This is a genomic window from Flavobacterium maritimum (assembly GCF_040049085.1).
Taxonomy (GTDB): Bacteria; Bacteroidota; Bacteroidia; order Flavobacteriales; family Flavobacteriaceae; genus Flavobacterium; species Flavobacterium maritimum.
Window position 1 is genome coordinate 541,140 of sequence record NZ_JBDLZY010000001.1, and the last position, 12,265, is coordinate 553,404.

Genomic DNA, 12,265 nt, shown 5'->3' on the forward strand with positions numbered 1-12,265 from the left:
GGTGTTTTTTATGGAATTAATTCAAAGAGAATTCAAACCAAATTGGGATATGATCTGAAATATTTCTGGCTTCTTTCAGCGAATTAAAATTTTTGTAAAACGGAATGAAACCGGATTTGGTGTTTTTGAACTTGGTGGTTTCGTAAAACATATTATCAAATTCGGAAGCCAGACAAATATTGTTTTTGCATTCCTGTTTTAAGGAAGTTTTTTGGTTGACCAAAACGGACTGATAGCCCATTTTTTTCAGCGGATTGAAAACTGTATGCGATTGCGGACAATTGAAATCACCAGCAAAAATCAAATTCAAAGCGGGATATTCAGCCGGTAGAAATTTGAAATATTTAATCTCGGTTTCGGGCTGTTTGCTCTTGGTAATAGCGTGAAAGTTGACCACCGTAAATTGTTTGTTTTCATGTTGAAAGGTGCAAAAATAAGGCTCTCTGTCAATCTCTAAATGGTATTTTTTTTCGAGCCAGGCTCTTCCAATTTTTTTAAGTTTACTGGTTTTCCAGATAAATGCATAACGCTCCGTCTTATAGGAGCTGCTGCTCGTAGGGTCACTAATTACATAGTCCCATTTGGCTCCCTTTCGATTGAGTTCATCGGCCAGTTTTGCAACTGCCTGCGCACCGCCATAACCTGCAACGACCTCCTGAATTGCGATAAGGTCATACTCCCGCAGTGTATTGGCAATATGGTTTATGGTTTCCTTAGATTTTGACTTGCCAAAGTTTTCCAGATTCCAAGAAAGGAGTTTGGTTTGGGAGAAAAAGGAAGTAGAAAAAAGTAAAAAGAGAACAATGAATATTTTCTTCATTTTTCAGGATTAATTGCCAAATATAAAGATTGTAAAAAGAATTATTAATCTTCCCAACCACAAAGTTCTAGTCCATAACCCTGAGCTTGGTTTAGAGATACTTTTACAATTTTGTGTTTACAGGAATTAAGCCCTCGACATGATTCACTGTAGTGGTATTTTTTTGCACCAGTTGAACCACATAAATAGACGCTCGTTTCGGCAGTTGGAAATACTGTAAGAATTGTGAATAATAAGTTTACAATAAGTTTCATTAAGTGATTGTATTAGTTAACTTCTAAGTCATATTCATTACCTTCATTATCAATACCTTTAAGTTTTCCGTAATCTATCCATTCTACTTCAATGTTGATTTCTTCATCCTCATTATTAGTAATAATTCCGGCTCCATATTTTCCTTTTACGTTTATACTACCATTCACTGGATTCCCATTTAAATCAAATCCGGTTACATCATAGTTATATTCATAAATACCAGAGGTTCCAGTTCGATATTCGTATTGGTAAATAGTGTCCTTATGATAAGTTTTAGCTTCTTCTGGCGTAATAGTTTGAACGTCATCTGAAGTAATCACTTCTTCATAGAATGGTTGAGGTTGAACTTTTTGCTGTTCTTTTCTACAAGAAGTTACTAGCCAAAATGTAAGTAATATATATAGTAATTTTTTGATCATGCTATTTCTTTCAAAAATAGAGCTACTATAGATTAATTTCTTACGGAAAACCGTAATGGGACTGAGAAAGGAACATCCATTTTTTATGTTGAAAATTTATTTTTTAAAAAAGGTTTACCGATCAATAACTTATTGCAATTTGGACATTTCTCTAAATTCATATCAATTTAGTTTAGTTATTAATTAATTTTCTGTTTGATACAACCCAACTGTGTCCAATAGCTCCTTTTCAAATTGATAGATATCATCTACAGATTGGATGGATTGTCTAATTTCATTTTTATTGTCATTGAAAAGACCAATGTATTTTTTACCTCCATTGAGATGTAGTCTACATAAAGGTTTTCTGTTATTATCGTCTAATAGAATTCCAAAATAGGATTGAGTATCACGATAAACGATTCGGTTTACAGGAATTTTTCGTCTCAAAATAGCCACTACAATTCGGTAGGCTTCAAGTTCTTCTTCGCTGGTAATAACACGGTTTTCTTCCTCAATAGGTTCTATTTTTTCTTCTTGTTGTTTGATAGTTTCTTTATTGAGAGCGGCATTTAAGCGATCATTAATTTTTTCATTGATGAATTGATTGAATGCTTTTTGGACCAAATCTCTAAATTCTTCCATGACTTTTTCAGTCAATCTGCCAGTGTAGACTTTATTGGCAAAAAGTTTTATAAATTCATTGGAAGGATTTTCAAGTTCATCATTGATTTGTTTTTTGATTTCTTTGGCGTACTTTAAAGCACTTGCATTATTTACAATATGATCCACATTGAAACTTGATTTATGAAATTTGGCAATTTCAACAATGGAGTTTTCTTTGAGATTGGCAATGTCAAATTCAAGAAATGGTTTTTGATCCATTTTGTTTTTTTCATCCAAATCGGTGAAAAATTGATATTGAATTCCATTGGTCAAAAGAGCAAAACGTGTTTTGGTTACATGGAAATAGCGAAACAACTGTGAACTGTGAATAGTAAGATTTTCTTTCCAACTTTTACATTCAACAATTAGAATGGGTTCTCCATTTTGAAAAATAGCATAATCTACTTTTTCTCCTTTTTTTAAACCTAAATCGGCAGTAAATTCAGGTACAACTTCCGTAGGATTGAAAGCATCATAACCAAGCATATTTATGAATGGCAGTACAAAAGCATGTTTGGTAGATTCTTCGGTTTCAATTTTATCTTTTAACTGATTGATTTTTTCAGCTAACGATTTGAGTTGAATAGTGAGTTCCATAATATTTGTTTATTAGTTCATTTCAAACCTACTGATATTAAAAATCAATACTTTACGGTTTTCCTCATTTGGAAAATAAAAGTCATAAAAGTTCTAGTTTTCTATATCTCCTTCAAAAATTTTATCGCCATCGGTGGTTAGAGGGGTTTTTCCTTTTTTGTTTAAATTCGGAAGTATTATGACGGAAGGTTTGTGGTATTTCTGCTTTTTTGGGATAGCAGACCAACAAAGAAGAGAAAGAAATAATTGGATGATATTTTTTTGTATTGATTTTTTTTTAAATGGATGTAAACTGAGTGAATGAAAAGTGATATCTGTACGGAAATCCGTAAAGGGAGAATAAAATTAAAGGAGTTTCGTTCTACTAAATTCCAATTAAAAGAGATTTTTTTAAAGGAAGTTTGTAATAGGATTAAAGTTTCTTAAACCGATATTTCAATGCAGTGAGAATAAAAATAATGATAAGTGCTATCATTATTGGAATAAAGCAAACTTTGCGATCGATGAATTCAAAATAGCTTGCAATCCCTAAAACAATGAGACTGGCTATGATCCCAACCGATACAATAATGCTATAAACAAAATTTCTTTTGAAAATGGTTATTCCAAATAGCAATTCTTTTGTGTTGGTACCTTTTGAATGGCTTGATTTGATTTGATTATTTTCTTGCATTGGATTATTGTATTCTGACAAACTTAAAAGCATTATTTGAGTTTCTTTTACGGAAAAACCGTAAAATTTAAGGAACGATGAAAAAGAAAATTACACCAATCCAAAATCTTTGGCTAAGGCAATAAGATGTACATTATTGTTGGCCTTAAAATAGATTTTTAGTCGGTTAATCCTTTTTTCGAGGCTGCTGGTACCATTAGGTACTATTCCAGATTCTTTGAATTCTGATGCAATTTCATCTACGGTACTTCCTTTAGACAATGATTTTAAAAGGGCAATGTCATAGCTTTCAATTTCAAAAAGGGATTTGTCTTTTAAGGCATGAGATAATTCTGCAGAAACTATTCTTTCTTCGTTGTCATAAATGCGTTCAATCGCTTTTTTCAGTTCGGGTATACTGTCGCGACCTTTTGAAACATAAGCGTTGATGCCTAAATTATTGAAAAGTGATTTTATTCTAAAAGATTTGTCTTCAATAGAGAATACGATTGTTTTGATGGTTGCCTGTTCTTTTTTGACGGCTTCTATAAGTTCTTCACCAGAGGTCAGTTTATTTTCTCTGTGATCTGTTTTGAATGATAAATCGCTGATTAGTAAATCGTAAGGAACATTGTCATGAATAGCTCTTTTTATTTTTAGAAAGGCGTCATCACAGTATTTGGCGTGATGAATTTCTAAAACAGCAAGTTCCTGTAGCACTTGAACTACGGAAAAACTGATGCTGTCTAAATCTTCTGCTATTAAAACTTTTTGAAACATAGAATCAAAGATTATAATGGAAATGTAATACTTACTTTGAATCCTTTATTGGATTTACTGTCAAAAGTAATGCTTCCTTTTATGGCCAGAATACGGTTTTCCACATTTTGTAGTCCATTTTTTATATTTATTTGACTGATATCAGCTCCGAGCCCGTTATCACTGTAATCGATCTGTAAATTTTTATCATTTTCTTTGAATGCAATTACCACCAAACTGCATTTGCTGTGTTTTTTCATGTTGACCAAGAGTTCTTGCAACACTCTGTACAGGGTTATTTTTTTAGTACTTTCTAAAGCGTTCCAATTAATAGTATCCAATCCGTTGACCAATATATTTATTTCATTGGTATTGAAAGTCGCCATCATTTCTTTTAGATTGGGCACAAATTGCAGTCCGGTCTCGATAATACTGTTTTCTTTCGAAATATTACGCGTTCTGGAATAGATGGTATCCAGATTGTTCAACAATAGTTCTTTATTTTGACTGCTGGATAAATCCTGAGTTTCGGCAAAAGCCATCGCATGATAGACATCGTTAGCCAGTTCGTCATGTAATTTTTTAGAAATCCGGATTTCAGTATCGTAAGTGGCTTTCACCTTTGCTCGTTTGTTTTTTGCTTTCCAAAAATAATACAGGAATGTGGTGACGAGAATACCTGAGAATATCAGGAAATAGGAAATCAGATTTTTGTTTTTTTGTTTTTCTAATTCAAGGGCATTGGCTACTTTTTGAGCTTTTAGTTGTAGATTTTCATCCCGCTCTTTCTTCGAATCGTATTTAATTTTTGCAAATTGGTTTTTTGCTTTTTGCTTTACCTTATTGATACTGTCATTGATTCGAAGGTAATCTTCAGAATGCTTTTTCGACTGATTTCCTGAACTGTTGTGTATCAATAACGCTAATGTCTCCAAACGATCATTGGCATTGTTTACTTTGGTTGCTTTTTCATAGGCCAATTCGGCATATTGATAGGATGAAGCAGGATTAGTTTCTTTATAATATTCAGACAAATTAAGATAGGCGGCTACCATTCCAAAATCATCATTTATTTTTTTTCGAATGGCTAGAGATTGGTTTAAGCAATTAAGACTTTTGGAATCACCTGTTTTAAAATAAGAACTGCCCAAATTACCCAGTACACGGGCATAATGTTCTGGATTGTTTATTACGTCTTTTTGTTGACTCAGCGGCAAAAGAATGGCTATGGCTTTTTGATAATCGGCCTTGTCCATGTATATGCCTGCAATATTGTTTTTAAGGATTGTTTTTGTTAATTCATCTTTTGTAAAATCCAAAGCTTTGTTGTAATATAAAATGGCATTGTCAAAATCAAAAAGTTCTTTGTAGTTGATTCCTAATGAGTTGTATATGGCAATTTTGTAATACGGATCCGTTGTTTTTTGAAAAAGAGGAATCGTTTCTGTTGCGGTGGCTTCACTGCTAACATAATCCCCTTGTATTTGCTGGATTGCAGCCATTTTAAGTAAGGAATAGAGAATTTTGTCCTGATCTTTGTTTAGGTCACTGTTGGATTTTATTTTATTATAATAGTAGAAGGCGCTGTCGAATTGATCAGTCCCATAATATTTTTCGGCACGGTCAATATAGATTTCGTAAGCTGTTTTAGTTTTAGCCGTAGTAGGGATTGTTTGTTGTTTTTCACAGGATTGTAAGATGAAAAATAATCCAAGTAAAACAAAAATCGGGGAATGGACTTTTTTAAGTTTCATTCCCCGAAAATACTGAAATTAATTAAAATAATGTATTATTAAAATTAACAATTTGCATTAAGGTTTTGGTGGAGTGGTGGGAGTTTGTCCGCTTGAATCATCGCCGGTATCCGCACTGATCTGTGCTGCAACATTTTCTGGAGTGGTTTCTACTTCGTCATTGGTACAGGAAATCATATTCATGCACATTAGGATAAACGTCGCCGCTAAAAAAACTTTTTTCATTTTGTTTTGGATTAAAAATTAGACATGAGTTGGGCTGTCCGAAATTCAAATCGGATAATTGCCTGAGTCGAAAACCATTTATAATGGGCTGCTCTTTTTATTTTTTTGGGAAGTGAAGTGTGCTATAACAGAATGGAATAATTTGTACTTCCCGGACGAACTTCCCAGACCGTTTAGCAACACTTTTTTGAAACTGTTTTGTACATTTGTCTTAATTGCAGGTTAAAACAAGAACCGTTTCTTGAAGCAAAGGAATGTCGTTTTTGAGTTTCTTATACCTGAGAATTCCAATCATTCCGGTGATTCCGAACAATTCCGAACAATTCCAATAAACTAGTTTACTATGGATACCCTTGATGCTTATAAGGAGGCTGTGAGAGCTAAATACCAACTGGAGAAATCCGGAAAATTTTCAGACTATTTCATCAATCCGTCTCCTGCAAAACTTAAAAGTTTGTGTGTTTTGCTTTCCGAATCAAATCCCAATTTGGTTGATGAAGGTATTTTTGATAATTTTTTTAATTTTAAGGAAGGGGAGAGCAAAATCAAACAGATTAAAAAGTTTGATACAGATAAGTTTAGACCGTTTAAAAATTTCTTAATTCAGAACACCGATATTAGTCAGCTAGAAAGTTTGAATCTTATAGCTGTTTTGGTTGACTTTAATCCGAGACCATATGTAAAGTTTAGAACGGCTAATTTTTCAGGAAATGATATGACGGAATTGGAGATAGCTATTCATAATGGGCAAGAACGAAAAACCGTCAGTAATCCAATTAATTTAGTTCAAGGTTTTGAACCGATAAAAAGGTTCTCTGGAAAAAAGAAGGCCTTGTTGGGATTTATTGTACTATTGATTGTTGCTTCTTTGGGATATAGTTTTAAGAATATTTGTTTTCCTGAAAAAAATGGAATGGTTTGGAAAGGCAATCATTATGAAGCGATAGCATATGAAGAAGTGAAGAATGGAATTGACGTCAAACCGATAAATGAATTCGAATTAGAGCATTTTAGAAGAATTGCCGTTTGTGATACAACTACTTTTTTTAAAAATGGAAATGAAGAACAGCCACTTGTATGGTATGGAAAAGATCCAAAAACAGGAGAATATGAATATTTTTCCCAACCCGGACTTCACCCCGTGACCGGAAAAACATTAAAGAAAATCACGCCTTACATCATTAAAAAATACTGCTCAAAATGATTATTTCATAATAATAAGTTCTGAAGTAAGTCTGCCGTATTTTAATTATTAACTATAACGTTTGAATGCAAAAACCACTGTGTTTAAGGGGGTATTTAGGTGGTTTAAACCTAAGGCAATTACTAAAAAAGAAGTAAATTTATACAGGTAAATTGTTAAAGGAATAGTGTTATAGCTTTTAAAAATCAACTACTTTAAAACCCATGATTTATTTTTTTAGACAATTAAAATTTTAATAATTAAAGTATATAAATTATGTTTAAAAATGGTTTAAAGATCCTGATTGTATTTTTTCCTCTGTTTGTTTTGGGGCAAACCCCAACCGAAAAGGAAATCAACAGTCAGTCACAATCCTGGTTTAGTATAAATAATAATTTTAAGTTCAATGACCATTGGGCATTATTGGCTGATTTTCATGTCAGAAGGACTGATTTTATGAGTGAAGAAAGTTTTTATTTTGTGAGGGGAGGTGCTGCTTACATGCCAAATTCTAAAGTTTTATTAGCCTTGGGTTATGCACACATGTGGGTTGCGCCAACTAATCCGGACTGGGAAACGTATTCCAATGAAAACAGAATTTATCAGCAAGCGCAGTTAAGTTCGAAAATAGGGGAGGTGAGTGTTTTGCAAAGAATTCGAAATGAGCAACGTTGGCAGGACAAAATAGTAAATGATGAAAGAACAGGTGAAAAACGTTTTACGGACAGAGTACGTTATTTAGTAAGTTTTAATATTCCCGTTTTTAAGAAAAAAACATTACCGTCACTTGTGGTTGCAGATGAGATTCTGATTCATTTTGGGAAAGAGGTGATTTATAATACCTTCGATCAAAACCGACTTTTCATTGGGATCAAACAATCGATAAATCCAAAACTTAGCTTTGATTTTGGGTACATGCATGTATATCAACAAAAATATTCGGGTTATCAGTATGACTCCAACCATACTTTAAGATTGTTTTTCTATTATAATAACAGCATAAAAAATCTAACTCATTTTGGACATCATGCTTCTGGAGATGAATAATTTTCAGACTTAGTTTTTATTATACAAAAAGTCAAAAAGGAGAAGGTTTTTAGAAACGGTTAAATTTTATGAGGAGTCTTTTATCCCCCTAAAAATATCGTTAGTACGACTAAAAATATACCAATAGCAACATAAGAAAATGCTGTAACAAAAGGTTTTAGTCCGGAGTACTTTGCAAGGGAGTATCCTGCTAAAAACAATAATATCAGGGCTATCAAATTGGATAGCCTCATCGCTGCAGCGACATCTTTCATTATAAGAAAAGGCAGTGCTACGGGAAGTGTACTGAGAAAAACCAGTAAGAAGATTTGTCCGGCAATCATAAAATCCTTTAGGTTCAGAGAATTTTTTATGCTGACTTCCGGTAATTGTTTCAATTTTTCATTCAGTCGGTCAATCTCATCATTAGTCATGATTTCTGAAATAAGCGGAGAGATACTATCTCTGATCATTTCGCGGGAAGCATCCGATGATTTGGTTTTCTTTAATTCACCCAATTGCATGATACTATGGGCACGACCTATCAGTGTATCCATTATATACATAATTCCATCGACCAGACCCCAGGCCAGGTTGCAGCCTAAGGCAGCCCACATTAGCTCGTTGACTTCCTGCTTTCCAGAAGTCGAGGCACTTATGGTTCCTGTAAATGTAAGTACCATAATCAGTCCGAAAAGTACTTCTGAAAGTCGGTCCGGCATATTCAGGACTGTCCATTTTTTGATGCGGGATTTCCAAAAATTATTTTGTGTGTTCATAGCGACTAGTCACTTACGATGAAACATTGAATAATAATAAGTGTATTGTTTTTCAGTATTTTATGCTACTATTTTAGCTTTAAAAAAAACATCCTCTAAGTTAGGGTATAATTTTTATATAAGTAGAACGACGATAAATTTTTTATGCCAATTTATCAGAAAGAGAGAATTGTGAAATTGATTGTTTTTTCCATTCAAAAGGCTTAATGCTGGTTCCGCATACTTTGAAGCTATTTTTTTCAAATAATCAATTGTGAGAAAGTTTAAATCTAGGCGGTCAAGATTTAGAAAAAGCAAAAAAAAAACTCAGACCCGAACTTTGATAGTTGACGGGGTCTGAGTTTTTAAATAAAGATTTTATTTTATTATAAGTGCGGTATCAATCAGGAAAATGAGATTGGCGCGATGAGCTTTTGTACTTTCATCTGTAGAAGTAGCAGTAGTAAGCATTATTTTTATCTTTTTTAATGTTTGACGTGCAGCTGCTTTCGAAATATCATCATACATACCTTTGGGTCCATTTACATCGGCAATTTCTATAACCTGTTTTACAAAATAAGTCTGAAGGTATTGTCTCTGGATGTTTACTTTTCCAACTAAATCAGCTTTAAATATGCCGTTAACTAAATCGGTCATAACTTCAGCTACAGAATACGTATTCCCATAAAGACTCGTATTCGAAATACGTTGTAAAGTTGTGGGATGAAGGATGTGTGAAAGTGCTGCATCGGTTTGCATAGACAAGTAAGTAGAACTTAGCTTAGGGTCTTCCGTAGCGGAGAAGAAGCCAAAACCACGTCTTTGCAATTGTAAGTAGGGATACAAAGATGCGTCAGCATCAAATGCGTTTGGGGCAAATGCATATTTATTTAACAAAGCAATAGCTCTTTTTTGTTCTGCTTCAGCGACTGGGGTAAATGGTTTTTCTATTGTATTTTGGCCCACAAAACTTCGGTCAACATATACACCGCCAACATACCTGCTAACCACCGCAATCATGCTTCTTCTTTGAGCGTTTAATGTGGCAAATCTAGATCTTAATTCGGCATAACTTTGTCCTTCTTTACTATATTTGGCTTTAAGTTTAGGCATTACGTTATTGACTAATTTAAATCGTTCTTCAGCATATCCTATCGCATCACTGCTCAAATCATCGACCATAACATGCGGGTCAATCGCTTTTCCGGGCGCTCTCATATCATCAGCATCGTTACCAAAAGCAAGACCTGGTTCGGTACTGCGGTTAAGGATTTTGTTTAACTCAGTTTCTTCCAGTTTTTCGTCAAATTCTCTATAGCCATATTCGATGGCCCAAAGATCATATGGTCCTGGCTTGGTAGTGAAATAATTTCCTTGTTTGGTTCGATCTAATGAAATATTGATTGTTGGATAATCCATCACAGAACCGATTAATCCAATTTTTTCGGTAAGAGCGGTATTGTTAAGGTCTGAAGGCTTCAACATTTGACTCGCTTTCATATTGTGATTCAGGCCGAGTGTATGCCCCATTTCATGTAGAATTAAATAGTACAGAAATTCTTGATGAACTTTTAAAATAGTGTTGGGATCCTCCCCGTTTGCTTCGGTTATGGTTGCTCCCAGCAAAAACTGATTTTTGAGTTCGCTGGCCATGGTACAAAAGCTACCATCTTTATGAAAATAGCTGTCCAGATTGGCTTGATTTTGCATGCTTTTTTCCGAAAACAATTCTTCAATAATCGGTAATCCGCTTACGGAACGCCATTCTACCGTAATATCAGATCCTAAAATCTGTCCCGTGCGCGGGTTAGCAAAACTAGGGCCAATCGCTCCGTAACTAGGATTTGCAGAGGCCACCCAACGGATAACATTGTAACGCACATCACCAGCATCCCAGTCAACAGTGTCTGGTTGTATTTTCATTACGATTGCATTTTTGTAACCTGCTTTTTCAAGGGCCTGGTTCCAACGATTACCTGCTTCGACGATTGTTTGACGGTATTCAAGAGGGGTTGTGTTTTCTACCCACCAAACGATAGGCTCCACCGGTTCACTAAGGATTGCAGCAGGATCTTTTTTAGTTAAAAACCATCGATTAATAATGTCTTTATAAGGTGTAGGTTTTATGCTTGTTTGGTCATTAATAGTTTGACCAAAATACCCGATACGGGGATCATCTCTTCTGGGTCTGAAATTATTTTCAGGCATTTCTAAAAAGGTGTGTTGCATACGAACACGCACATAACGGGCATCTGTAATATCGTTGCCACCACCGTTTAGCGGAGCAGGATTGTCATAAGCTAAATCTACAATAACGTCGGTATTGTTTGGAAAAGAGCGGACAGTATTATATTTTGATTTAGCAGCATTGAAATTACCGAGGTTGAAAATGGCTCCTGGAGCTAATCCTGGGGGTAAGGTAGGTTTTACTGGATCTAATTTTTCGCTTAGAAAAAGTCCATCTGCGACAATCAGGAAACCAGTGCTGTCTTGTGCTACAATTTTTTCAGCAAAAATAATAGCTTCCGCAATATCTGTACCGGCAGTTTTGCTTACAGCATTAGTTTTATCGTAGTAAAAAGCAGTGTTTACTAATCCAAATTCAATTTTGTCACTGGCTTTCTTAATGTTAAAAACGTTGGTAGAACGGTGCATACTTTGGTTCAAATACAAAGAGGTTGGACCATTCATAGAATAACTTTGGTAAATAAATTCTTTATCCAGCTGGTTTTTCTTGATGTAAAGTTGCATATTTCCTGTAACTGTATCTTGGTACATCGTAAATAAGCCTTCAATTTTCTTGCTACCTTTTATTTTATCTGTTATGGTAACTTTATCCGGTTTTTTGGTCTTAGTTGTGTCAGATTTTGCAGCGGCTGTTTCTTTTTTATTTCCTCTTTTGCGACCTGATTTGTCTTGGGCAAAAGCATTACTTTCAAAAAATAATAGTGCCAAAGAACAGACAAGTGTAATTTTTAATTTATTCATACGATTTTCTAGATTAATGAATTTTTACGAATGATTTTATTTTTAACAAATTAATTCTGTATAAAACTACTATTTATATTTGAAATTATGTAAGAATTGTTATATTTTTATTTTTCTGATAGTTTTCTTTTAGGAAGGATTTGGTTTCATATTAGGGTATAAAAACAAAAAACCCGCTCTTTCG

At 34.1% G+C, this 12,265-nt stretch carries 10 protein-coding genes; 2 read left to right on the top strand and 8 right to left on the bottom strand.

From position 1 onward, the window contains the following. Window positions 1-16 precede the first annotated feature (16 nt). The 6 genes from ABEB23_RS02400 to ABEB23_RS02425 all read right to left on the bottom strand — a co-directional run bounded on the left by ABEB23_RS02400 (window position 17) and on the right by ABEB23_RS02425 (window position 6,084). The gene (locus ABEB23_RS02400) at window positions 17-820 is read right to left on the bottom strand and encodes an endonuclease/exonuclease/phosphatase family protein (protein ID WP_348810777.1); all 804 of its coding nucleotides are present in this window, start codon (window positions 818-820) and stop codon (window positions 17-19) included. 266 nt (window positions 821-1,086) lie between these two features. Next, a complete protein-coding gene (locus ABEB23_RS02405; protein WP_348810778.1) occupies window positions 1,087-1,395 on the bottom strand; it encodes a hypothetical protein in 309 nt (102 codons plus the stop codon). Between the two features lie 282 nt (window positions 1,396-1,677). Continuing rightward, window positions 1,678-2,736 carry a type I restriction endonuclease gene (locus tag ABEB23_RS02410; protein ID WP_348810779.1) on the bottom strand — a complete coding sequence of 353 codons (1,059 nt, stop codon included), beginning with the start codon at window positions 2,734-2,736 and terminating at the stop codon, window positions 1,678-1,680. Between the two features lie 763 nt (window positions 2,737-3,499). After that, window positions 3,500-4,168 carry a DNA-binding transcriptional response regulator gene (locus ABEB23_RS02415; protein WP_348810780.1) on the bottom strand — a complete coding sequence of 223 codons (669 nt, stop codon included), beginning with the start codon at window positions 4,166-4,168 and terminating at the stop codon, window positions 3,500-3,502. An 11-nt stretch (window positions 4,169-4,179) separates the two neighbouring features. Next, window positions 4,180-5,901 (bottom strand): tetratricopeptide repeat-containing sensor histidine kinase, encoded by a 1,722-nt coding sequence (locus ABEB23_RS02420; protein ID WP_348810781.1) that lies wholly within the window; start codon window positions 5,899-5,901, stop codon window positions 4,180-4,182. A gap of 57 nt (window positions 5,902-5,958) precedes the next feature. After that, window positions 5,959-6,084 (bottom strand): hypothetical protein, encoded by a 126-nt coding sequence (locus ABEB23_RS02425; RefSeq protein ID WP_348810782.1) that lies wholly within the window; start codon window positions 6,082-6,084, stop codon window positions 5,959-5,961. A 385-nt stretch (window positions 6,085-6,469) separates the two neighbouring features. Between ABEB23_RS02425 and ABEB23_RS02430 the strand changes: the two genes are divergently transcribed. Together ABEB23_RS02430 and ABEB23_RS02435 are read left to right on the top strand one after the other, a co-directional pair. Continuing rightward, window positions 6,470-7,330, top strand: a complete 861-nt coding sequence (locus ABEB23_RS02430; RefSeq protein WP_348810783.1) for a hypothetical protein — start codon at window positions 6,470-6,472, stop codon at window positions 7,328-7,330. 255 nt (window positions 7,331-7,585) lie between these two features. After that, the gene (locus tag ABEB23_RS02435) at window positions 7,586-8,356 is read left to right on the top strand and encodes a DUF2490 domain-containing protein (protein WP_348810784.1); all 771 of its coding nucleotides are present in this window, start codon (window positions 7,586-7,588) and stop codon (window positions 8,354-8,356) included. Window positions 8,357-8,436: 80 nt separating this feature from the next. On the opposite strand, the gene ABEB23_RS02440 is transcribed toward ABEB23_RS02435, so the two are convergent. After that, on the bottom strand, window positions 8,437-9,114 hold the full coding sequence (locus tag ABEB23_RS02440) for a VIT1/CCC1 transporter family protein (RefSeq protein ID WP_348810785.1): 678 nt from the start codon (window positions 9,112-9,114) through the stop codon (window positions 8,437-8,439). 357 nt (window positions 9,115-9,471) lie between these two features. After that, the gene (locus ABEB23_RS02445; protein ID WP_348810786.1) at window positions 9,472-12,081 is read right to left on the bottom strand and encodes a zinc-dependent metalloprotease; all 2,610 of its coding nucleotides are present in this window, start codon (window positions 12,079-12,081) and stop codon (window positions 9,472-9,474) included. Window positions 12,082-12,265: the final 184 nt, after the last annotated feature.

What these genes read in the sequence shown, in the direction of transcription:
- ABEB23_RS02400 (WP_348810777.1), bottom strand. Translation starts at nt 820, where the DNA reads ATGAAGAAAATATTCATTGTTCTCTTTTTACTTTTTTCTACTTCCTTT.
- ABEB23_RS02445 (WP_348810786.1), bottom strand. Translation starts at nt 12,081, where the DNA reads ATGAATAAATTAAAAATTACACTTGTCTGTTCTTTGGCACTATTATTT.
- ABEB23_RS02420 (WP_348810781.1), bottom strand. Translation starts at nt 5,901, where the DNA reads ATGAAACTTAAAAAAGTCCATTCCCCGATTTTTGTTTTACTTGGATTA.
- ABEB23_RS02415 (WP_348810780.1), bottom strand. Translation starts at nt 4,168, where the DNA reads ATGTTTCAAAAAGTTTTAATAGCAGAAGATTTAGACAGCATCAGTTTT.
- ABEB23_RS02410 (WP_348810779.1), bottom strand. Translation starts at nt 2,736, where the DNA reads ATGGAACTCACTATTCAACTCAAATCGTTAGCTGAAAAAATCAATCAG.
- ABEB23_RS02440 (WP_348810785.1), bottom strand. Translation starts at nt 9,114, where the DNA reads ATGAACACACAAAATAATTTTTGGAAATCCCGCATCAAAAAATGGACA.
- ABEB23_RS02430 (WP_348810783.1), top strand. Translation starts at nt 6,470, where the DNA reads ATGGATACCCTTGATGCTTATAAGGAGGCTGTGAGAGCTAAATACCAA.
- ABEB23_RS02425 (WP_348810782.1), bottom strand. Translation starts at nt 6,084, where the DNA reads ATGAATATGATTTCCTGTACCAATGACGAAGTAGAAACCACTCCAGAA.
- ABEB23_RS02435 (WP_348810784.1), top strand. Translation starts at nt 7,586, where the DNA reads ATGTTTAAAAATGGTTTAAAGATCCTGATTGTATTTTTTCCTCTGTTT.